The organism is Synechococcus sp. UW86 (genome assembly GCF_900474085.1).
Taxonomy (GTDB): Bacteria; Cyanobacteriota; Cyanobacteriia; order PCC-6307; family Cyanobiaceae; genus Parasynechococcus.
Window position 1 is genome coordinate 232,085 of the sequence record NZ_UCNU01000017.1, and the last position, 19,352, is coordinate 251,436.

A 19,352-nucleotide genomic window follows, 5' to 3' on the forward strand; every position below is an offset into this window, starting at 1 on the left:
AACGGTGAGCTATATCGAGCAGGACGCTGGTCAGGCCCAAACGACGCTCGCGAGTCCGACGGTCTATGGATGAATGAGTTGTTGTTGTCCTCGAGGAAAAGAAGCTTGTCTCAGTCAAAACGAGGCTTGAGAGAAGCTTCTGGTGGCCTTGGCTTGCGACCACAGTCCTGCCAAGGCAGGGAACCTTTGCATGGGTCGATGCATCGATCAAGGCCTTGGGGAAAGATGTTGAACAATTTTTTGTTTCTGCAAGAAAAAACATAAAGTTTTGTCTTTGCTTGATAAGCAAGGATGCGAAGTTCAACGCATTGGTTCGAAAAGTTATTGGGGCTTCATTCTTTTCTCGCATACATTCCGGCAAATCCAGAAAGCGATGCCCTGCCGCCAGGTTGAAGATTTTTCCCAGAAAATTGCCTCAGACTTTGCTGCAGCCTGCAGGACTGATGAGAAGAGTGAGGATTGTTTTGGGACTGCTTACAACTACGGTCGCGACCATGTAACCCGTCTGACGCATGAGATCATTCGACTTCAGCGGGAGAGTGGTTTATCGAGAAAGGAAATCGTTGAATCGATCAAAGATCTGGCCAGTCATATGAATGCACTCTCCTATGTGTTTCTTGTGGCGGCCGATGTCGCTGAGAAAGCCCTGGATCATGATTGATCCTGAGGACGCGGCTGCACACAACGAGTCCAAAGAAGATGCTCCTTGCTATGCCCCGCGGGGCGATTTTCGGATCGGTCTTGCTCAGGAAGCGCTTTCCTTTACCAGGAGACGGAAGCTTGAGAAGGAGATCGCCGTGATCAAATCAGCGCTGAAGGGCCATGACAACAAACCCACAACCCGTCGCGCCAGGCAACTCAAAACTCGTCTTGACAAGCTCAAGGATGAGCTGAACAGCGACCCATAGGTATGACTTCCAAGACTCGAGGGATTTTTTCCGCCAGGTTGTTCAGACCCTGCTGTATCCGAGCTTGGTTTCAAAGATCTTGAGTGGAAGTCCAAACGACTCCATCAGCTGCCGGCAGTCATCGCCCACCGTTCCGTAAACCTCAACGCTGAAGCCATCGCCAAGTTCCGCATGCTTTTGCAGATATTGCTGAACGGGAGGGTTGGACACATGGGCGCTGAACGCCTCGTCGTTGGCGTAGACCTCTGACCAAACGAACGCCTGGGGATCGTCTGGGTCCTGATCAAAGGTGTGATGAATCATGCCTGGCTCAGAAGCTTGAACGGCTTCGTCGGTGACGCGAGCCAGCTCCAGGTACTGGTCAACACAACCGGGTTTGACGTGGATTCGCGCCAGCAACATGAACGGTGTGGATTTGTCGAAGCTGACCATGGGCTCTCAGGCGGTGTCCAAGTGTTCCATGGATCAGGCTGAAAAACCCCTGGAGGCGCACTCTCCAGGGGAACCCAACATGTGTTCAAGCCACGAATTGATGGGGGCGATCAGGCGGCTAGAGGCTGTTGTTTCAGCGACAAGCGACCGCCAGCCATCGAGTTGTGAACCAGGTCTTCGGCGTAGCGGCGGCCCGCTTGTTGCGCTTCTCGAACGCTTTTAAAATTGCCGACAAAGTCGTATTCCTTTCCATCAACCGTTGCCGCAACCGCATAGAGCCTGTCAGCAACTTTGCTCACAGACCAGCGCAAAAAGCAGGCCGGGGAGTTCTTCTGACTGTGCATACTGTCCTCCATGAAATAACGGGACGACTCAAGCACTTGTTTGTTTGCTGCACCTCAAAGCGTTAAATATCGCAAATAGGTAATTATTTTTCTTTCATGATTTCCTCGTCAACGTCTCATCAAATCGAATGATGCGAGCGGTGTGATCTGCGTTTCCGAGCAGCTCCCTCTGCCGCGATGGCTGACCTTCAACCAAGCTGCGACTTAACGATGTGGAGCCACGGAACCGCGAGGAGAAGCGAGTCCTTCCCGAGCGATGCGGTATCCGCATAAACACGTTCGTCACGTCACACTGATTTGCGCCTGATGCACTGAATGTCTAAAGCTTTCAGGTCTTTCAGTACAGAGAGGTTTCCCCGCTGATCGCTCTCAACGGGGAAACTCGTCTGTCAGCCCCAGGGTCGCTCTCCCCGTGCTGCTCAGCACCACATCTGGATATGCGGGCGACTGAGGGCTCAATGATGAGGCCATTCAGCAGGCTTGTCTGGAAATTTCTGAAGATGTGCTGATCCGCCAAAAATTTCGGTAGATCTCGGCGATGGTTTCGACTGATACGGACTGCCTAAAAGCTCGATTGGCCTCGGGAGAACGGCTGGATTCGCTAGACAAACGGACCCAGCAGTTGCCGCTGACATGGGTCCGCGTCCCGGGCTAGGTGCATGAGACCAGGACGCGATACAGATAAGCCATTGGAGCCAGTTGATTCAGCGAAATCCGCTACTCAAATTGCTCCACATGTCATGCGGGCGCTTTGCGGAAATTGGTTGAATACGGGAAGCGGTAGCCAAGCTCCATTTCCTCCAGCTGCTCCTCGGCGAGGTAGAGGCTGCGCGTGAAGAAGCACACGTTCTCGCTGTCGCACACCAGAAATTTGCCGGCTTCGATTTTTTGGATGGATGAGCCGCGCGGAGTCTGTGCGATCAAGTCTGCTTGAGCCATGGAGCGTGCTGGCAACTCTCCCCTGTCATGGCTTTCATCGTTTTCGTTTGGTCGTTACAACGCTCACACTTCGACAATGTCATTCCCTCAAGTTTCTTGGTAACAACAGATACTCGGGTTAAGCGATAAAAAGAATCTTTCGCGCCAGCCCAAAAATGGGCTATTCACGGTCTCGGTTGATAACGATGCGATGAAGTGGCTGCTCTCGAAACTCGGTTTACTCAAGCAGCACAAAAAGACCCAGGGTCTGAAGGAAGACCTCTCGTTTTTTAAGACCTCGCTTCAGGCCAATGCCATTGCATGTCAATGGCTTCTAAGGAAGCAAACTCAGCTCTTGTTGAGGCAGAGCAAGGGGCCAGCATTAATGATCAGAATTAGGGATGCATCCGGTGATGGCACGGTTGCGAGCAAGTTGGTGGAGCTCAGCCTCAAGGCAACGCAAGCACAGATTGAAGTACCATCTGCAAGCGGCCAGATACTTCTTGAGCTCGGTTATCGCACGGTTGGTGGTGACTTCATCACGCTTGAGTATTCCTTCATTGACCTGGGCCCCAAAAAAATTCTGCAGCCAGAGTTGGCCAATTGGTTCAGCAACGAATCGGACAATATTCACCAAGAGATGTATGACTTGGCGACCAAAGTAACACCCCTTGGTGGATCTGAAGTCATGCCCCTCAGCCGTTAAGGGGAATTGCTCGTGTGTGGGGTGTGAATGGTGTGAGTGATGAAACCACCAGCCACTGACCTGTTGATCAAGATGGGAAAACGGATGGAACAGGGCGGTTGTCCCCCTTGTATTTCTGTGCGGCACGCTTAGAACAAGATCAGACGAAGGGAGGCTCAGATGCTTTACACCCTGTTCCTCACAGCAGCAGCTTGCGCGGCAATCGTTGGCGTGATGGTCCTCGTCTACGGCACTGTTCGGTGGATGCAGAACACCTAGTGACGTCCAGTGTTTTCAGAGGTTCGACGGGTCGGCTCATAACAACACTTGCGCATGAGCTGGCTATCTGAGCCTGGGTTTTATGCCGTATACGTCGACGCCTCAGAACCCGCCAAGAAAAGACCTCTGAAGTTTTTCCTCTTCAGAGGTCTGCGCCCCTTGTTTGACGCTCCCCCCCCCCCCCCCCAAAAAAAAGTGGGGTCGGTTTAACGCCAACGGAACGGCGAGGCTATAGAAATGATTCTCATTCTTTGATGATCGTTCTCAGTAAATACTCATTTGAGTTTGGTTAATTTCGTGTTCGTGGTTTGCTGCACCGTCATAGCTTTTTGATTATTGGAGAACCTCATGCATTTTCCTCCAGAAGCCCAGCAAAAGCGCTTATCAAAAGTGCAGTTCTTGCATCTAGCGAAGGAAGCAGAAGTCGAGGCAAACAAGCGACGCTGGAGCGTTATCTCCGAGCGTTATCTCCATCAAGTTAAGTAAGCCTGAGATCGATTCCGTTGTCGGCTGTTTCCGTCAGGTGAGTTGGCAGCGCGTTACCGCATCACCAGCGTGATCGCTTGGACTGTGTTGAAACAGCCCCTTGCGTTTTGATCGGAAGCCGATAAACAGGGTCATCTGCGCATGAGCCGTGTGTGATGCCCCGGCTTTTTTTGTCCTGCGCTCTTTTCTATGAAGCCTGGGGAGAAATGGAACAGGGTCAAAGGGAGGAGCTGGGAGACATGTGCTGTCGTTCTGCAGCTCGGCACCTACCACAGATCATCAGTGGCTCAGCTGGGTGGATCTGAAAAAACCACAGCTGGGTGAGGCACGCCATCAACACAATTGCTGGTTTTGCCCCAGAAGGCAATGAGCGTTAACTCGGATAGCCATTAACCGCTGACGGATGGAAAGTATGTCCATCGAGATCGGAGGAGCCCATGACGGCCGACACTCCACCGCAGCAGATCCAAGAAGCAGCCTGACTTTCTGGCCCCTGCTCCAACAGTTTCCACCCATCCGTGAGGCTGGTCCTTTGACGAGGCGAGCGAAACGCCAAGCCAATCGACACTCCAACTTGCACCGTCCCGTAGGCCAAAGCTTCATTGCCTCAGGTGCCCCGGAGCTTCATCAGCCACACCCCTGGATCCAATGGCCCCAGGTGCCGCCACGCCAGACGCTTCGCCCCTCGCCAGAGATGGCACTACGACTTGACCTCTGCTCTTGATGGGATGGAAGGGACAGTTGGTGTCGGAAGCGAGGAATAAGAGAGGCCACCTCATTTCTGTCGTAGGTGGGCTGGTCTCTCAACACCCGATCACATAACGGGTTCAAGCATGCACAAACGAGCGAACTAGGCCGTCTCTTCCAGCTGGGAGGGGCGGCCTTCCACCTTGAGAGCAGATCACTGTTCCCTACGACCACGTGTTGTTTTGCAGGGGCGTTCACCTCTTTTCAACTTCAGCCACATCGCTTTCTCAAGTGCCGTCAGCTTTGGAGACGTCTCATGCAAGGCAGCTTCGGCATGTCGCTTGGCAGCAAGGATGAAGCTGTCAGTTTCGTCTATTCCGTCGAATCCCCTCTCCCTAAAGAGGACGATGCACGCAACGTAGACATACGAATCCTGCGTGCATCGAATGCCAGTGAGCCCTCAGTTCAAGAGATGGCAAGAGCTGACTCGGACTCCCATCACCCAATCAAATCTTGACCGTCGCGAACGATTGCTTTCACATCGTTAGTGGTCTGGTCAATAACTCTGTAACTGCACGATTTAACCCTCGACATGACACGTGCCCGCAGATAGGCCCTCACCTCCGTTTTAAAGCACAAATCCTTAATCCAATGATCAGGAGCGTCCTCTTGTTGGATGCAGTACAAGGCTCGTCCTGACTCACTCCTATCGGTGCTAACACAGCTTGGTGGCGATAATCGAGGATTGATCAAGCAGCTTTCTCGTCTGCAAGAGCGGTCATCAGGAGCGCACGGCACTGGGCGGGTCGCAAGTTGAATTCATCGATCAGCAGGCGTTGAATCGCGCCATGTTTTCTTCGTTCTCGCGCCAGCTCACGGGCACGTTGGATTTGTTCTGAGGAAAAGGTCATTCCCCCCTCGAAGCAAGTGAGTGGTATTGCGTGACAAGCCCTCCAGAGCGTGATGGCTTTAATCAGGGGATCTTGGTGACATTCAGACCAGGTGTCTTCTCAAGAAGTCGCCGAACTTCCTGCATTCCCCTCACCACATGACAGACCCCTTCCTGGTCGCAGACCCTGTAGTACTCAACACCTTCGGGCGCGTTGGTGAGCTTGGTCGGACTCATCTCATTCATCCAGTTTTGGCCTGTGTTCTGTCTGCTGCCTCGGCACGAAGGAAGCGTTTGTGTTGAGGTGACTCAAGACCAGTCATCTGAGTGCTCGGCCTTTCCAGAGGTTTGTCCTCTGCCTTGCGGTCTGGCTTGTCCAACCCCATCAACAGGGGATGCATTCCTCTTCTGCTCATTGTTGAGACCTCCTATGCAGATCTCGCGTCTTGGTCTTTCGGCCCTTCCGCGTGAAACGAATCTCTCATCCAAATGAGAAGCCTGATACCCCCATGCGGGGGTATTGGTGCATAGCAAACAGGAGTTGACTGAAGAAGCCGGTGGTGTCGTTAGAAGCTCCGCTGGTCCTCGAGCAAAAGCTCTGGACCTGAGACGACCAGTGCTTTTCCCTCGTATCCGAAGTAAACCCTGGAGCCGTCACTCCGGGGTTTTTTTCAACACCGAGATGACAGGAGAGGGCTCGACGTACTAAGTCCGGTGTTGTTCCCATCTGGGGGTAGCTGTTGACGGCCTCGCAGCCGTTGAGTGACATGGCAGAGAGTTGACCCGGAAGCAGCTCTCAGCCGTGCAGACTGATCTGGAAGTGAAGCCGCTTCCAGATTTTTTGTTACCGCCTTCCCCAGCAGTGCAATAACTCCTTGCTCCAGTAGTCAAGATGGGCCTCGGCGGTGGCCATGTCGTCGCAGTAAACACGGCTGCCGTTCAACTCGGCTAGGTAGCGGGGGTTGCTATCACCCACCAGCATGTGAATGGTCCCGCCTAGATTTGTTCTCCGAACAAGTGAAGGGGCAAGAGACATACCCGCCTCCAGTTCATTCAAGAGTGAAAATACGATGATGGCTTGCAAGCGGCAAGCCTGTTATGAATGAAAATAAAGTACCTAAGTATTTATCTTCTCAAGCTCATTGTCCAAACTTGGGTTAAGTACCTAGTTCCAAAAAAGGCACTTCCGTCCTAGGTCTAAGTCAGTTCCAAATGAGAGGTCTTATGAAAGGTTTCCTGAAGTGGTTTGGAGACGCTTTCGCCCATGCCATGGGTGCGATTGATGCAGAGGAGAAGAGCCATGTTCCGCCCCCAATTGGCATGACTCCTTACCGAGACCAGCCGATGAAGAGGGGCCACGGTTACTAGGTCTATGAATTGTTAGGTCCGAGCATTCCCGATGCCATCTCAGGGCAATGGATTGACGGGGACCAGACTTCCCTCCTGTTTTCTTTGATGCAGGAGGGTTTTTTGTGGGTAGGTTGAGCTGCTATCTGCTTTCCGCTCGGCAAATCGTTCTCAATTTCGACGATTTTGCCTCGTAAGGCAATGAGCGTTAAGACCGATTGCCTTATGCGTGTCCGCTGACGAGAGTGAGTCCACTGAGATCGGAGGCGTCAATGAGAGACGACGGTCCAACCGAGCAGGTTTTAGAAGTCGCCTGACCTTTCGAGCATCTGCTCCACGAGTTTTCTCACCACCCATGGGCTTGCCCTAAATCTCGGCACCATCACTGCCGGGGGGCGCTCACCATTGAGTCAGAAAGTCCATCACCTGGAACCTTGGCCCCAGGAGCTTGAAAGGCCCGACACTTCGCCTCTCGCCAGCAATGGCATGCGGCATGGCCCCTGTTCAGCAATCACAGGGGTGTCGGAAGCGAGCCATAGGAGAGGTCACCCCATTTCTGTCGTAGATGGGCTGGCCTCTCATCCCCCGATCGCATCGCGGGGTCAAGAACGAACGAGCGAGCTGTGCCGTCTTTTCAGGGGGAGAGCGGGTGCCCCTGCCTCAATGCATCCCAGGAGAACCATGAAGACCCAATCGAAGTCTCTAAGCCAACAGCGCCTTCTGATGTCTGTGGGCGCAGCGATGGAATGCCGCATCCGCAATGACAGGCAAAGCTATTTCGCTTTAGCCCGCGAGTTGGCCCATGCACAATTCGTCCTTGCTGACTCGGAGTTGAGCTGTCGTCTTTGGCAAGACGTCGCCGACCGGGAGTTGGATGTGGCGAGGCTTCTTCATCTGCTCTATGGCGGTTGGGATGTTGAAGACGATGAAGAGATGCTTGAAGCAGACCAGCAGTTCCTCTCTCTCAAGGTGGTTTGATTGTCGGATACAACTCGATTTAGCTGTTCTTCAACTCATCCAAAACAACATCAACAGGCCGTCTTCCTCTCATGGGGAACGGTCTGTTTTATTTTTGCTTGTTGTCTGACGACAACGTGCCTCGGTTAATCAAGGCATCAGATCATCCTTGTACGCGTTGCTGAAGCCCCACTCGCAGAACATTCATTCGCTGTCAGTGCACTGCTTGGGGAATGATAATCATTCAGTAATTAATTCTCAGGCATTACTCATTTGCGTTTGATTAACCTAAGGAAGGGGGTGGGACCTTGTCCTTTAGTATTTCCATAATGTCTGAGGGATGTGATGAACACGATTCCAGACTCCGTCAGCTTCAGTCAGCTCTGCAGCTTTCTCAAGGCAAAGGTATCGCAAGATGATTTCGCCCAAGAAGTTGCTCTGGATTGGGAGGACCGCTTAAGCGAAATTCTTTTTGAGTTTGAAAGCTCTTTGGACGACTCCACCCAGGACAAAACAGCCGACCAGCTCATGGCTCTTGGATCATTTCGAACCTATTTGATGCTGAGCCTGAGAGCCCTTAAATCGGCAGGGCTCTGAGTTTTAGAAGCCCTCTGCTGCCTAAAAGACTGTTGGGAGAAGAGGGACAGGAGTCTTAAGCGTCATGGCAAGCGTACTGACTTAACGTCTTGTAGTTTGCACATTCAGAAATCCCCAGGCTTTTCAACAGTCTCGGATGAGTCGTTAAGGGATAGAGCCGTAATCCAATCCCAACCTGTAGCCTGAATCCGTGGGAAGATCGCCAAGCCCAGGGATCAAATTGATCCATTCGTTTTTTGAATGGTCAATGTCCACCCGCCAGTCGCCGAAATAGCAAACTTCTGCGCTTTCGCAGATCAAGGTTGGACAATCACCGTGGGCGGGGGGCAAAACATGAATTGACATGATCGTTCTCCTTTACTCGTCAAAAATTTTGCAAGCTGAAGCGTCTGGATCTATTGAGCAGCGATTTTTCCAGTAATCCTCCCTGCGGTTGCGAAAGTGCCTTTCGGCCATCTGCCAGCAGGGGGACGTGCTTCTCATCAGTAGGTTCCGTGGAAAACCGTTGCGATGACTGAAGCAAGCGAGCAAGTCAACAACGCAAGCAGTGCGAACTCCATGAAGGTTGTGTTGCGGTCTGCTTCTGTCATGCCCTTGGTTGAGGCAGAGCTGTCGTAGCGGTCGGCACTAGATAGCCCTGATACGCGCTTCTACCCATAGCGGCGAGGGACCTTCGCTTTTTCTTGGGGTGCTGACCACACCCCTCGTTTTGTCGTGACGGCGACGACCAGTCGTTGAACCTCACGTCATGATTTGGGTGCTTCTTCGGTGAAGGGGCGATGCGTCGAACGCGGGGGTGCTTAGGGAACACCCCCTTTTTTTGGCAGTTCGTAAACGATGCCCACGGCTCCGCAGGCTGGTTAAAGAGGGTGGTGTCGCTGGGACCCCAGCACCTTCGACGCATTCGTCCCCTTATTGATGGGCGGCATTCCCTGCCGCCTTTTTTTTGCCTGTTGCCGACCAAACCATGGCCGGTGTCCACGACCTGTTCCGACGGTTCTCCTACTCCCTTTCACCAGGCATCTCGAAGAAAGTGAGGTGGTCGTCAAACGAGGGACACGGGCCTCTGGAGGTGAGATCTCCAGGGGCCTTTTTGTGTTCCTTTCGGCTCTTGGTGGGGAATCTCCCGCCCAGGGCTACAGCCCAATCGATGAGGACTAGTTCAGTCGGATATGTTCAATTAATTGCACAAACTATTGGCTATGCAGCAATGTCTTGATCGATGTAGTCCAGAAAATGAATCACTCTTCTTTCCTTCTTCTCTTGCAAAGCTTCCTTGGCAAGAGTCAGCAGCTGGTTCTCTCGGGCTTTGATGGCGGTTCTCCACCGTTTGGGTTTGGGATTGGTCACACGGAAAGGCCCTGAGATTGGAGAAGTCTTGAGAGGCACAAGTCTTTTCAAGCCGCATGACGCTAGTGGGCACAAATCAAAACCCCCAAGATGCGTGATGGTTGTTGATGTGGGTTCGTCCGGATACCGTTTATATGTATCAACCTGTACTCGCAGTCTGGCTGCATCAACAAGAGAAATCGCTTCAAACCTGAAACCATTTCTCGGCACCCTTCGTGAGGAATCGCATAGGAACAGGGCTAATTGAAAAGCCCGGAGAGATTCGATGCGAAGTTGAAACCGGGTGCGGTTTGAGCCACAACTGGTTTGTTGCAGCAACTCAGATGGCTTCCAGCACTGAGCAACGCAACACAGAAACCACGAGCTCCACTCGCATTGCAGCTGGGCTCATCCTCGGGTTGGCTTGTTTCGCTGCGGTGCTCACCGGTGGGATCTTTCTTGGGCAGACCATTGGTGAGGCGTTGAGCACGCTCCAAACCATCGCCCCAGTGCAGGTGGACCCGCTTCGCTGAAGTGTTGGAGCCGATCAGGCTTCAACCTCAGCCTTGTCATCGGCGTTGTGGTGGGCCTCTACTGAGGTGGCCTCAGCTGATTTGCTGCGGGGGCAGTCACCAGCGTTCGCGGCGCCAATAAAGACAACCACTGCCATGATCGCGACGATCACAGAGCCGCCTACGAAAGCAAGGTTCGGACCTTTCACGCCAGATGTGTGCCGAGGTCTGGCGACCCTAGTGCTGGATTCAGATCTGCGGGGCGATGTGGGTGGCACGGTCAGTGTTCACCCACGCGGTGGCCTTTATTGATCCTTGCTTTCTTTGTATCTGGGCAGGTCGGTCGGCTGAGCCAGCACGTAAACGACGGCAGCAGAGATCACCACGGTGACCACGATGAGAGCGGTGATGGCTGCTGAGTAGTCGTTCATTGAAGTCTCTCCAAAGAGAAAGGTTAGGGCTGACGCTTTGCTGGCTGCGTCAAGTGCCTGGAAGGGCCTGGCTGTGGATCGTGGTCATCGTGTTGTTCAGATCACCCACATCCCGTAGCCCTTCGGCACTGAACCAGGGTGCGTTCTCCCAGCTGAAGCCTTCACCAAAAGTGTTGTCGGGTGCCGTGACATACCAGTGACAGTTCACATCCGGCGTGTCAATGGAGCACTGCGACCAGTCCGGCTGCCACTGAGGCACCTGAACCCACATCACTGCTGCAAACACCAGGGAGAACAAAGCTTTGATCATCGACCTGGGGCGGCTTATCGAAACTTTACACGAATTGGACTCAGGATTGGAATCGTCGATGGCATCGATGAACGCGCCATGAAGGCTCAAGCGAGAACGCGCTTCTGTGGTCGTTGACTCGATTTCAATCGGTTGAGCGGGGATACAACCGAAGTGCCGTGCTGTGCGTTCGAGGGCACACCGGTGGCGGAATCGCATCCCTCATCGCTCGACGCGATGTGATTCCGTCGTGTGCATCCAACGTTTGCACCCAACTTGTGCATTCAAATCTGATCGACGTTCAAGGTGAAAGAACAACTTTTGAGAGTGTTGGCGCCAGGCTTCGCGTCACCAACTGAAGACGTGATCCCGAAGCTGGCCTGTCGATCGAGTGCAAGCGGCCGCAGCCTCATCAAGCTGCGTGTCCTCCATGCTCCAAAGGATGTACTGCGTTGAGCGAAGCGATGGCTCCTCCGACCAATGGGTTCAAGAACAGTGCTTCAAAACTGAGTTCAAGGCGTTCGTGAATGCACGAGCCAAATCGCTTGCTTGCACGAACGTGTATCGCGTGATCTATCAAAGCCCTGGTCTCTCAGGCGAAGTGCTGAGGGTTGCGAAAGGAAAGGCACTTTTGAATTCCGATGACCGGCTGGTTGGATGAGCCGTTCAGCTGGGGGTGGCTCGCTCCGTCCGCTCAGATCAGGACTCTTGTGCTGGTTCCTCCTGGGGAATTGAACTGGAGTTGAGTCCCGATTGGTCGGACCCTTGGCTCCTCTCTTCCGCTCTGGCCAATCGCTCCACAAGGTTGAGGGTGTCGTTGGGAGACAACTCGCCGTCATCGCCCCACTTCAGACTGGAAAGGTCAAGGGGGCACATAGGGGGGGCGTAATACGGATTTGAAGTTATGAGCATCGAGATGCCTGCTGAGGCCATGCCCCCTGAAGATTCACGGAAGAAATCCTGAACTGAGTAACCACTCGATACTCATTTGTTGGTCACGCTTTCATCAATGCACGATCCTGCCTTCATGGCGGCAGGCTATCGGGGAGGGTGGCTTCCTTCTTTTGTGACTTCCCCCCTGTCACGTTTTCACACTGCAAGCTGCTCCAAACAAGAAAACCCTGGAGTGACGGCTCCAGGGCTTCCCTTATTCACCCGAAAGAATCAGTTTCAAAACTCTCTCGGATTCGAGGAGGAAAACCCCAAGAGCATGGAGGACCTCAGGGCATTCACTCGACGACCGTCGACAGACTGCAGGATCTGCCGCCGGTGTGATTAATCAACTCCTGTGAATCCGATTCTCGATACCCCCATTTGGGGTGGTCATCGAAACGGTCATCTCAACCAAGGCGATTGGGTCACCTCCAGGGTGTACTCCCCTGTGCGGGTGAAGCGCAGCGGGATCGAGTTGATGCGGATGTAGGTCTTCCCTTGTTCGGCAGCCAGAAAGCTGAACTCATGCTCAGCGCTGTTCACCAGAACGTTGCCGCCGTGCTGCATGAAGTCGCAGCGGAAGGTTTCCACGCTGGTGATGGGGCCGTCGTAGCTGAGGAGTCGGCAGGTTGAGGCAACGATCTCAGCGTTTGCCGGAATGGCTGTGGCGATGGCGAGGCCTGCCGCGGCGAGGCTGGTTCGAATCCAAATCATCGGAGCACTCCGCAGTGCATTGCGTTCGATTCGTTCTTTCACTCTGCTGCTCCAATCCCTTCCAGGCCGGTGATGTTGGGCGACTCGCCAGATTCTCTTAAGCTTTGCAGGGCGCGTCTGCAACTGATCTGCGCGATAGTTAATTCACGCGTAAGGGCCGCGAGACCACGACGCGAGATTTGAATAAGAGGAAACTTCAATGAGCAGGAGAGGTATTCATCCCCTTTTGATGGGCATGGACAAACCCGAGCGCAAACCTGTTGAGCCTTCGAAGGCAAACGATCTATCCGGCAACGAGTCTGCTCAACGCAAGCGGTTCATCCGCTCGGAGGAAGAAGATTCAGGCAACCAACAGGCTGCTTGATCAATCAACGAACAAGTGATCAGAGCGTGGATGAGTCCATTTATCTGCGATCCATCAACCGCTCTTCCTCCGGGAAGAGCGGTTTTTTGTTTGTGTAAAGGGATGGGTTAAGTACCTATTGATTCTGGAAGGGAGAGGAGTAGAGATGAGTCAGCGACAAGGAGAGTGATGGTCACGATCTGTTCAGGTTTTTTCGATCTATGCATCCCGCTCAACGCCTTTGACAAGACGCAGCCAGACCAGGCGGATGAACCCAAGCAAGCGATGAAATCTCAGCACGATTTGTACTGGGAGGAACGTTGCGACAAGTCCCCCACTGCACCTGGCTGCAAGATCTACGACGACTGAGCTCAACACGTCTCAGTTGACGCCATCAAGGCAACGCAATCGATTCTCTTTGGTTCAAGCCACAAACCCTGGCTGAACTGCTGGGTTCTGTTGTTGAAATCTGCTTTCTCCCTGCGTCCTTCCTGCGGGGGGAAGTGAATCTGCTGTGGTGATTTTTCAGGGTACGGCCTTGTTGACCTTTTCAGCACCAATTGATCCATCAATGGTGAGATTCAATGAAAGACAAAATTGTCGTTCTCGATACGAATGTGCTCCTCCACGACCCCGAGGCGCCGCACCGCTTTGGGGATCTGAGGGTTGTGATCCCCATGCAGGTGGTCGAGGAAATCGATCGCTTCAAGAAAGATCACTCTGAAAAAGGCCGAAATGCCCGGCGGATTTCAAGGCTCCTGGATTCCTACCGGGCCCGCGGAAGCCTTGCCGATGGCGTTCCGATTGAGGGAACGAACCACGGCATGCTGCAGGTGGTGTTCTGTCAGGCCCAAGCCCTTCAAGGCTTACCGGCAGAGTTGCAGGGGGGCGGTGGTGACAACAACATCCTCGCCGTGGCCTTGGAGCAGATGCGATGCAGCGGGCTGAAACAGGCGCCCGAGGTCGTGCTGATCAGCAAAGACATCAACCTGCGAATCAAGGCTGATGCGGTGGGCCTGCAAGCCGAGGACTATGTCAACGACAACGTCTCGATCGACGATCTCTACACAGGCTTTCGTGAACTCAGCACCGATGCAGAGACGATCAAGACCCTGCATGACGAGGAGCAGCTGCCGCTGGAAGCTGTCGCCGATCCCGAGGGGCAGCATCTCCAGGCCAATGAAGGTGTGGTGCTGGTGGATCAGCGCAACGACAGCCACACCCTGCTGGCCCGGCATCAAGGCAACAGCAACACCATCAAGCCGCTGCACTGGCTGAACCGCGCCCATTTGGGCCGCATCAAGGCGAGAAACCGGGAACAGAGCTTTGCGCTGGATCTGCTGCTCGATCCCTCCGTTGCTCTGGTGACTCTGGTGGGCAAGGCCGGTACGGGCAAAACGCTGCTGGCCATCGCCGCGGGTCTGCACCAGGTGGCCGACACCCATCACTACGCCCGCCTGTTGGTGACGCGCCCACCGATCTCCCTCGGCAAAGACATCGGCTACCTGCCGGGCACGCTTGAGGAGAAACTCGGCCCCTGGATGAAGCCGATCATCGACAACATCGACTTCATCACTGGTTCCTCTCCCGGCGAGGAGGCTGAGCAGACGAAGAAACAGCGGCAGCGCGAACCACGCAACGCCTGGGCCGACCTGCAAGGCATGGGCTTGCTGGAGGTGGAAGCGATCAACACCATCCGCGGCCGATCGATCCCCCATCAGTTCCTGGTGGTGGATGAGGCGCAGAACCTCACACCCCTGGAAGTGAAGACGATCGTGACGCGGGTGGGTGAAGGAACCAAGGTTGTCTTCACCGGTGACCCGTATCAAATCGACAATCCCTATGTGGATGCCGAAAGCAATGGGCTCACCTGGTTGGTGGAAAAGCTCAAAGGTCAGCCCCTGGTGGGCCACATGACCCTCACCAAAGGAGAGCGCAGTGAACTGGCTGAACTGGCGGCCAACATCCTCTGACGCAAGACGACATCTCCGATACCACCGACATCGCTAACACCCATGACTGTTGAACAGATGACCCAATTCCCGAATACTGCATCACCTGAGCAAGCCAACCTGGATGCAATTCTGACGTCCCCCACCTACAGAATTGCCCACGAAGATCAAGACCTTCTGAACAGCAACGACATGCGTGGTGTGCGCATGCTGCTTGAAATCACCAAGCCTGATCTGCATCTGGAAACAGCCGGGATCGAATCGACGATCATCGTTTTTGGTGGTGCCAGGATCGTCGACAACGACACCGCAGCAGCGAAGCTGGCGCAAGCCGAGCAACGGCTTAGTGAAAATCCAGGCTCACCGCTGTTGAAGCGGCAAGTCGTCCATGCGCAACAGCTCGTGGAGTTGTCTCGTTTTTACGATGCAGCCCGAGAGTTCGCCTCATTGGCGTCCCGGCACGGGCAGTGCAACAGGGAACAACCCCACGATTGCTCATCCCATGTGATCGTGACCGGTGGCGGGCCGGGAATCATGGAAGCCGCCAACCGGGGCGCCTTTGAGGCAGGCTGCCGCTCGATTGGGCTGAACATCACGCTGCCGTTTGAGCAACACCCCAATCCCTACATCACCCCCGATCTTTGCTTCAAGTTCAACTACTTCTCACTGCGCAAATTCCATTTTGTGATGCGTTCGATTGGCGCCATCCTCTTCCCGGGTGGCTTCGGCACGCTGGATGAACTGTTTGAGCTGCTTACCCTGCGGCAGGTCGGAACCAAGGGCAGCATGCCCATCGTTCTGTTTGGAACAGAGTTTTGGCGCAGGCTGGTGGATTTCGACTACCTCGCCGAGACGGGCTTGATTTCAGATGATGATCTTGATCTAATTCATTTCTCGGATTCAGCGGAAGAGGCCTGGGATTTCATCCGCAGCCGAACGGGAGCAGAGCCTGAGAGTAATTGATCAGATTATTGATCAAAACATTGACATGGCTTTGATCTTACTCAGTTTCAGTTGATTGAGACCATTCAGGTCATCGTAGTTGATCAGCTTCTGCTTGATCATGTCGGCCAAGGTGAACAGGATGTTGCTGAAATCAAATTCCATCCTCCCTTCATATTGATAGCGCTCCGTACTCAGATAATCGTGAAATTGCCAGATTGATTCAGGCGTGTCCAGCTTGGTGCTCAAATTCTTGAGATTGTCAATCAAGGTCACGATTGATCGCTGTTTGCCCAGATCAAAAGCCTGCCGGGCAACCGCTTCTTCTTCAGAGGTCCAATCGGTTGCAGACATTGGGGTGTGAGGGGGAGGGAGCGTAGGGAAACTGATTCTGATTCAGAACTCAGTGCACCAATCGACCAGTGCGTAGTTCCGGCAGGAGGAACCAGGGAGCCTTGGGATGGTTGTGGTGCTCGCGATGGTAGCCAAAATGGTAACAAGCGAGCAGTGATACAAACGGATGAAGATTCAAGCTTTTGATTGAAACTTCGTGGCCTGTTTTTTTGTGTTCTTTGCGATGGGGCAGGTAAGTGCCAACAAAGAAAAGTTGTGCGGTGCTGATCAGCAAAGGAAGCAGAAAAACCACAGAAACTGTGATCAGCGGCTGGCTCTGATGCGGTTGCGCTGCAAGCAGTAGAACCGTGAGAACGAGCACCAGTCGGCTGAGTTGTGCTGCGTTGAGGTAGTTGCGCATAAAGCGAACCAACCAGGCCAGCACCGATCTGTTGTTGGTGGGGCAGAAGTCGGGGTCACCCTCCGATTCAGGCATCCGGTGATGTCGACAGTGGTTGCGTTTGCAGGCGTCGTAGTTGAGGCCGGCGTAGAGCCATAAACACACCCGGCCGATTTGTTGGTTGATCCCTGCATGACCCGGCACCAGGCTGTTGTGCATGGCGTCGTGGGCAAGGATGAACAGGCCGGTGTGCAGGAAGCTGCGGACCAGAACCCAGGCGGTGATCGCCAGGGGATGCAGCTGATCGAGGTCGAGCTGCAGGCCGATGACCAGAGTCAGCAGCCAAGAGACGCCGATCAGGGCTCCCAGCTGGAGACCGCGCCCCGCGTTGCCCTTCAAGTTGTCACTTGGCACCAAGCTTGAGCAGTTCAGCGGGCGAGGCGAGCAGGTCGATGGCAACGAAGTAGATCTTGTCGTTTTCATCGAGCAGGAAGCGCCAGGCCACGTTCATGCCCACTTCGCGACCAAACCAGGGGGTCTGCACCTTGCCGGTGACCTTGATCTGGTTGAAGCCACCTTCTGCCGGTTCGCCGAAGCCGCCCTGGGGCATCAGCTTCAGGTTCTGGCAATCGCGCTTGAAGAACTTGAGGATCGCTTCGCGGCCCACGATCGGACGCTGGAAGGGGGGCTGAAGCGCACCGTCGTCGAGGAAGAGATCGATCAGCTGATCGAAATCGTTGGCGTTCAACAGCTGCATGTAGCTGAGGATCGTCTGGTTGAGAACGCCGGGGATGAAGATCTCTTCGCGTTCTTCCACCGGGGTGGGGGCGACGATCGGCTCGGCGACGATCTTGTCGTCGTCAATGTTGGGATCGAATCCCATGTCGACAACGAAGTTGCGCAGCAGGGTGATCTGCTGGCCTTGCTCCACCTTCTTCACCGCTTCCAGAACGGAGTTTGCGTTGGCGGAGAGCTTGTAGCCCTGGGGAATCGGGGCGACTTTGCCCTGGCGCATGTATTCGCCCAGCTCGTACCAGAAGCAGAGCTTCACGTTCACCGACCAGTAGGCGTAGGTGCTGGAGATCGGGCTGTTGATTTTGGCGGCCAGGTCGCACATGACCTTGGTCTGCTCGTCGAAGCTCATCGACAGGATCTGGTCGAGGATTGGGCGAGCCAGTTCCATCCTTGCCGCGCCGGGGGCGGCAACAGTGATGGTCTGCCCCATCTCGAGGTAGGCGAACCAGATCAGGGCGAGTTGGTCTTCTGCCGAGAGCAGCTTGAAGCGTGCGGTGATGGCCGGAACGGCATCAGCAGTGAGGGTGTCCGGGAAAATCTGGCGAGCTTTATCGAGCGTGAACATCCAGGACGGATCGAGGGAGATTTACGGACTGTAACACTATGTTTCGTTATGTAAACAGCCCTCTCTCTCTGGTTTTTGCTCGTTAGCGAACACTCGCTGCTGCAGGGTTTTGCCTGGTGTCTCGCCTGTTGATGGGGTTCTTCTCTGTTCCTGTTTGGTCGGTTTAAGGCAGAGGCCTACGTCTGCTGGCGCAGTTTCTTGAGTTGATCCTCAATCTGAAAGCGCAGCTGCCTCAGGTTTTCAACATTGATCTGGTGTTCGCCGGAACTCCAGTGCTGCGGGTTGGCGACACGGATCTCCAGCTCGCGCAGGCGGGAGCGATCAGATTGCATGGCGAACTCCACGGCCGGATCAAGTCTGTTGCCGCAGCTGCTGCCCCCACATGAGTTTTTCTACTGGGTAAGGGAAAACGACTGATTTACTTCGGAAGTGGGCTCAGATGGAACCCGATTCGAGTAGGTGGTCCATCAAGGCTGCATAGAGCTGGGTCTTCATGTTCAACAGGCAGGCCTGTTCGTTGGCATCACCACCGGGCCAGTTGGCGTAGGCCTCGGATACAGCCCGGTGCAGAAGACGCAAGGCATCCATTTCCACCGAGATGGTGGTGATCATTTGGTTGTCTTCCATCGTTAATAGAGGTGAGCAACGAAATCAGCTGACTTCAGAGGCCCTGGGACTGCTGGCGCACGATCCAGGCGGAGGCGGCTTGTTGTTGTTTCCAGGCCACCAAGAGGTCTTTGGCAATGCTTTTCAGTGCCGCAAGATCATCCGAGTTATCGATCTCGCGTGAGAATTTCTCGATTTCAAATTTCTGGCCCAGAGTCAACGCGATCGGTTCCATTGGCTTGTGGCTTTGTGAGCGGAACGTACCCGAGAACTTTTGAGGCTGCAAATGGAAAACGTAGTAGTTGCAACCGATTTGAGGAAAGAATGCTCAACTCAATGCATTGCTTGCATTACAGAACATTTCTGAATGCCGCTGATCGCTCGGATCGCAAAGGCTTATGGCCTTAGAAAGCATGTACAGGCCTGGAGCTAATGCATTTCTCCTGGGAAAAACATCTGGAATTGTCCAGGAATGTAGCTGTTGCCTCAGACAAAAATCAGGGCATGGCTCTTGCCCTGATGGGTGTTGCGCTCACCATGCTTGCAACCGATCTTCTGGTCCATGAATTGAAGGCCTCGGTCATGCCGTCCTCCAGGGCTTGATTCAGAGGAAGTCCATCTCGTCTTCATTGTTGTCGTCTTCCCTCGATTGAATCCAAAGGGCTGAGAGCGGAAAGAT

General features: G+C 54.0%; 27 protein-coding genes. 10 read left to right on the forward strand and 17 right to left on the reverse strand.

All coding sequences use genetic code 11. The annotated features are described in order from the left end of the window. The first annotated feature begins 268 nt into the window (after positions 1–268). Both DXY04_RS09630 and DXY04_RS09635 read left to right on the forward strand, forming a co-directional pair. Positions 269–661, forward strand: coding sequence for a hypothetical protein (locus DXY04_RS09630; RefSeq protein ID WP_244278650.1), 393 nt, complete (start codon positions 269–271; stop codon positions 659–661). Further along, positions 654–908, forward strand: a complete 255-nt coding sequence (locus tag DXY04_RS09635; RefSeq protein ID WP_115161895.1) for a hypothetical protein — start codon at positions 654–656, stop codon at positions 906–908. Before DXY04_RS09630 ends, DXY04_RS09635 begins: the two co-directional genes overlap by 8 nt. Before the next feature lie 42 nt (positions 909–950). Here DXY04_RS09635 and DXY04_RS09640 read toward each other — a convergent pair whose 3' ends face one another. From DXY04_RS09640 to DXY04_RS09650, 3 genes are all read right to left on the reverse strand, one after another. Beyond that, the gene (locus tag DXY04_RS09640; RefSeq protein ID WP_115161896.1) at positions 951–1,340 is read right to left on the reverse strand and encodes a putative quinol monooxygenase; all 390 of its coding nucleotides are present in this window, start codon (positions 1,338–1,340) and stop codon (positions 951–953) included. Positions 1,341–1,450: 110 nt separating this feature from the next. Then, a complete protein-coding gene (locus DXY04_RS09645) occupies positions 1,451–1,639 on the reverse strand; it encodes a hypothetical protein (protein ID WP_115132832.1) in 189 nt (62 codons plus the stop codon). 783 nt (positions 1,640–2,422) lie between these two features. After that, the gene (locus DXY04_RS09650; RefSeq protein ID WP_244278651.1) at positions 2,423–2,638 is read right to left on the reverse strand and encodes a hypothetical protein; all 216 of its coding nucleotides are present in this window, start codon (positions 2,636–2,638) and stop codon (positions 2,423–2,425) included. 175 nt (positions 2,639–2,813) lie between these two features. On the opposite strand from DXY04_RS09650, the gene DXY04_RS09655 reads away from it, so the two are divergent. After that, positions 2,814–3,308, forward strand: a complete 495-nt coding sequence (locus DXY04_RS09655) for a hypothetical protein (protein WP_115161897.1) — start codon at positions 2,814–2,816, stop codon at positions 3,306–3,308. Positions 3,309–5,488: 2,180 nt separating this feature from the next. On the opposite strand, the gene DXY04_RS12200 is transcribed toward DXY04_RS09655, so the two are convergent. From DXY04_RS12200 to DXY04_RS12555, 3 genes are all read right to left on the reverse strand, one after another. Continuing rightward, a complete protein-coding gene (locus tag DXY04_RS12200; RefSeq protein ID WP_170951390.1) occupies positions 5,489–5,650 on the reverse strand; it encodes a hypothetical protein in 162 nt (53 codons plus the stop codon). A gap of 62 nt (positions 5,651–5,712) precedes the next feature. Then, entirely contained in the window at positions 5,713–5,865 is a 153-nt protein-coding gene (locus DXY04_RS12205) for a hypothetical protein (RefSeq protein ID WP_170951391.1), read from the reverse strand. Between the two features lie 607 nt (positions 5,866–6,472). Next, positions 6,473–6,604, reverse strand: coding sequence for a hypothetical protein (locus DXY04_RS12555; protein ID WP_255441735.1), 132 nt, complete (start codon positions 6,602–6,604; stop codon positions 6,473–6,475). Positions 6,605–7,698: 1,094 nt separating this feature from the next. On the opposite strand from DXY04_RS12555, the gene DXY04_RS09675 reads away from it, so the two are divergent. Further along, entirely contained in the window at positions 7,699–7,953 is a 255-nt protein-coding gene (locus DXY04_RS09675; protein WP_115162224.1) for a hypothetical protein, read from the forward strand. A 324-nt stretch (positions 7,954–8,277) separates the two neighbouring features. Continuing rightward, positions 8,278–8,529, forward strand: coding sequence for a hypothetical protein (locus tag DXY04_RS09680; protein ID WP_115161900.1), 252 nt, complete (start codon positions 8,278–8,280; stop codon positions 8,527–8,529). A gap of 1,200 nt (positions 8,530–9,729) precedes the next feature. Here DXY04_RS09680 and DXY04_RS11840 read toward each other — a convergent pair. Then, the gene (locus DXY04_RS11840; protein ID WP_136975387.1) at positions 9,730–10,197 is read right to left on the reverse strand and encodes a hypothetical protein; all 468 of its coding nucleotides are present in this window, start codon (positions 10,195–10,197) and stop codon (positions 9,730–9,732) included. A gap of 5 nt (positions 10,198–10,202) precedes the next feature. On the opposite strand from DXY04_RS11840, the gene DXY04_RS11845 reads away from it, so the two are divergent. Continuing rightward, positions 10,203–10,391, forward strand: a complete 189-nt coding sequence (locus tag DXY04_RS11845; protein ID WP_136975388.1) for a hypothetical protein — start codon at positions 10,203–10,205, stop codon at positions 10,389–10,391. Between the two features lie 14 nt (positions 10,392–10,405). On the opposite strand, the gene DXY04_RS12560 is transcribed toward DXY04_RS11845, so the two are convergent. From DXY04_RS12560 to DXY04_RS09705, 4 genes are all read right to left on the reverse strand, one after another. Continuing rightward, a complete protein-coding gene (locus DXY04_RS12560) occupies positions 10,406–10,528 on the reverse strand; it encodes a hypothetical protein (protein WP_256377348.1) in 123 nt (40 codons plus the stop codon). A gap of 147 nt (positions 10,529–10,675) precedes the next feature. Continuing rightward, on the reverse strand, positions 10,676–10,801 hold the full coding sequence (locus DXY04_RS12565; protein ID WP_256377349.1) for a hypothetical protein: 126 nt from the start codon (positions 10,799–10,801) through the stop codon (positions 10,676–10,678). A gap of 49 nt (positions 10,802–10,850) precedes the next feature. After that, positions 10,851–11,111: a hypothetical protein gene (locus DXY04_RS09695; RefSeq protein WP_115161903.1), complete on the reverse strand. Its 261-nt coding sequence runs from the start codon at positions 11,109–11,111 to the stop codon at positions 10,851–10,853. A 1,314-nt stretch (positions 11,112–12,425) separates the two neighbouring features. Continuing rightward, entirely contained in the window at positions 12,426–12,737 is a 312-nt protein-coding gene (locus tag DXY04_RS09705; RefSeq protein ID WP_115162225.1) for a hypothetical protein, read from the reverse strand. Positions 12,738–12,966: 229 nt separating this feature from the next. Between DXY04_RS09705 and DXY04_RS12570 the strand changes: the two genes are divergently transcribed. The 3 genes from DXY04_RS12570 to DXY04_RS09720 all read left to right on the forward strand — a co-directional run bounded on the left by DXY04_RS12570 (position 12,967) and on the right by DXY04_RS09720 (position 15,995). Then, complete coding sequence (locus DXY04_RS12570; RefSeq protein ID WP_256377350.1) at positions 12,967–13,101, forward strand: hypothetical protein; 135 nt, start codon at positions 12,967–12,969, stop codon at positions 13,099–13,101. Between the two features lie 563 nt (positions 13,102–13,664). After that, positions 13,665–15,053: a PhoH family protein gene (locus DXY04_RS09715; RefSeq protein ID WP_115161905.1), complete on the forward strand. Its 1,389-nt coding sequence runs from the start codon at positions 13,665–13,667 to the stop codon at positions 15,051–15,053. 57 nt (positions 15,054–15,110) lie between these two features. Beyond that, positions 15,111–15,995, forward strand: coding sequence for an LOG family protein (locus DXY04_RS09720; protein ID WP_244278652.1), 885 nt, complete (start codon positions 15,111–15,113; stop codon positions 15,993–15,995). A gap of 12 nt (positions 15,996–16,007) precedes the next feature. On the opposite strand, the gene DXY04_RS09725 is transcribed toward DXY04_RS09720, so the two are convergent. The 6 genes from DXY04_RS09725 to DXY04_RS09745 all read right to left on the reverse strand — a co-directional run bounded on the left by DXY04_RS09725 (position 16,008) and on the right by DXY04_RS09745 (position 18,959). Beyond that, positions 16,008–16,328: a hypothetical protein gene (locus DXY04_RS09725; protein WP_115161907.1), complete on the reverse strand. Its 321-nt coding sequence runs from the start codon at positions 16,326–16,328 to the stop codon at positions 16,008–16,010. Between the two features lie 49 nt (positions 16,329–16,377). After that, positions 16,378–17,121 (reverse strand): fatty acid desaturase, encoded by a 744-nt coding sequence (locus tag DXY04_RS09730; RefSeq protein WP_115162226.1) that lies wholly within the window; start codon positions 17,119–17,121, stop codon positions 16,378–16,380. Beyond that, positions 17,111–18,067, reverse strand: a complete 957-nt coding sequence (locus DXY04_RS09735) for an orange carotenoid-binding protein (RefSeq protein WP_115161908.1) — start codon at positions 18,065–18,067, stop codon at positions 17,111–17,113. Before DXY04_RS09735 ends, DXY04_RS09730 begins: the two co-directional genes overlap by 11 nt. Before the next feature lie 176 nt (positions 18,068–18,243). After that, positions 18,244–18,399, reverse strand: a complete 156-nt coding sequence (locus DXY04_RS12210; protein ID WP_170951393.1) for a hypothetical protein — start codon at positions 18,397–18,399, stop codon at positions 18,244–18,246. Between the two features lie 103 nt (positions 18,400–18,502). Beyond that, positions 18,503–18,694, reverse strand: coding sequence for a hypothetical protein (locus DXY04_RS12215; protein WP_115161909.1), 192 nt, complete (start codon positions 18,692–18,694; stop codon positions 18,503–18,505). 34 nt (positions 18,695–18,728) lie between these two features. Further along, positions 18,729–18,959 carry a hypothetical protein gene (locus DXY04_RS09745; protein ID WP_244278653.1) on the reverse strand — a complete coding sequence of 77 codons (231 nt, stop codon included), beginning with the start codon at positions 18,957–18,959 and terminating at the stop codon, positions 18,729–18,731. 146 nt (positions 18,960–19,105) lie between these two features. Here DXY04_RS09745 and DXY04_RS12220 point away from each other — a divergent pair, with 146 nt between their 5' ends. Next, positions 19,106–19,276 carry a hypothetical protein gene (locus DXY04_RS12220; protein WP_170951394.1) on the forward strand — a complete coding sequence of 57 codons (171 nt, stop codon included), beginning with the start codon at positions 19,106–19,108 and terminating at the stop codon, positions 19,274–19,276. Positions 19,277–19,352 lie beyond the last annotated feature (76 nt).

Bases quoted from the DNA above. Each gene is read 5' to 3' on its own strand.
- DXY04_RS12200 (WP_170951390.1), bottom strand. From the start codon at position 5,650: ATGACCTTTTCCTCAGAACAAATCCAACGTGCCCGTGAGCTGGCGCGA.
- DXY04_RS12210 (WP_170951393.1), bottom strand. From the start codon at position 18,399: ATGCAATCTGATCGCTCCCGCCTGCGCGAGCTGGAGATCCGTGTCGCC.
- DXY04_RS09695 (WP_115161903.1), bottom strand. From the start codon at position 11,111: ATGATCAAAGCTTTGTTCTCCCTGGTGTTTGCAGCAGTGATGTGGGTT.
- DXY04_RS12565 (WP_256377349.1), bottom strand. From the start codon at position 10,801: ATGAACGACTACTCAGCAGCCATCACCGCTCTCATCGTGGTCACCGTG.
- DXY04_RS09655 (WP_115161897.1), top strand. From the start codon at position 2,814: ATGAAGTGGCTGCTCTCGAAACTCGGTTTACTCAAGCAGCACAAAAAG.
- DXY04_RS12570 (WP_256377350.1), top strand. From the start codon at position 12,967: ATGGGCATGGACAAACCCGAGCGCAAACCTGTTGAGCCTTCGAAGGCA.
- DXY04_RS09725 (WP_115161907.1), bottom strand. From the start codon at position 16,328: ATGTCTGCAACCGATTGGACCTCTGAAGAAGAAGCGGTTGCCCGGCAG.
- DXY04_RS09635 (WP_115161895.1), top strand. From the start codon at position 654: ATGATTGATCCTGAGGACGCGGCTGCACACAACGAGTCCAAAGAAGAT.
- DXY04_RS09640 (WP_115161896.1), bottom strand. From the start codon at position 1,340: ATGGTCAGCTTCGACAAATCCACACCGTTCATGTTGCTGGCGCGAATC.
- DXY04_RS09675 (WP_115162224.1), top strand. From the start codon at position 7,699: ATGTCTGTGGGCGCAGCGATGGAATGCCGCATCCGCAATGACAGGCAA.
- DXY04_RS09680 (WP_115161900.1), top strand. From the start codon at position 8,278: ATGAACACGATTCCAGACTCCGTCAGCTTCAGTCAGCTCTGCAGCTTT.
- DXY04_RS09715 (WP_115161905.1), top strand. From the start codon at position 13,665: ATGAAAGACAAAATTGTCGTTCTCGATACGAATGTGCTCCTCCACGAC.
- DXY04_RS12220 (WP_170951394.1), top strand. From the start codon at position 19,106: ATGCATTTCTCCTGGGAAAAACATCTGGAATTGTCCAGGAATGTAGCT.
- DXY04_RS12560 (WP_256377348.1), bottom strand. From the start codon at position 10,528: ATGGCAGTGGTTGTCTTTATTGGCGCCGCGAACGCTGGTGACTGCCCC.
- DXY04_RS09735 (WP_115161908.1), bottom strand. From the start codon at position 18,067: ATGTTCACGCTCGATAAAGCTCGCCAGATTTTCCCGGACACCCTCACT.
- DXY04_RS09705 (WP_115162225.1), bottom strand. From the start codon at position 12,737: ATGATTTGGATTCGAACCAGCCTCGCCGCGGCAGGCCTCGCCATCGCC.
- DXY04_RS11845 (WP_136975388.1), top strand. From the start codon at position 10,203: ATGGCTTCCAGCACTGAGCAACGCAACACAGAAACCACGAGCTCCACT.
- DXY04_RS12215 (WP_115161909.1), bottom strand. From the start codon at position 18,694: ATGGAAGACAACCAAATGATCACCACCATCTCGGTGGAAATGGATGCC.
- DXY04_RS12205 (WP_170951391.1), bottom strand. From the start codon at position 5,865: ATGAGTCCGACCAAGCTCACCAACGCGCCCGAAGGTGTTGAGTACTAC.
- DXY04_RS09720 (WP_244278652.1), top strand. From the start codon at position 15,111: ATGACCCAATTCCCGAATACTGCATCACCTGAGCAAGCCAACCTGGAT.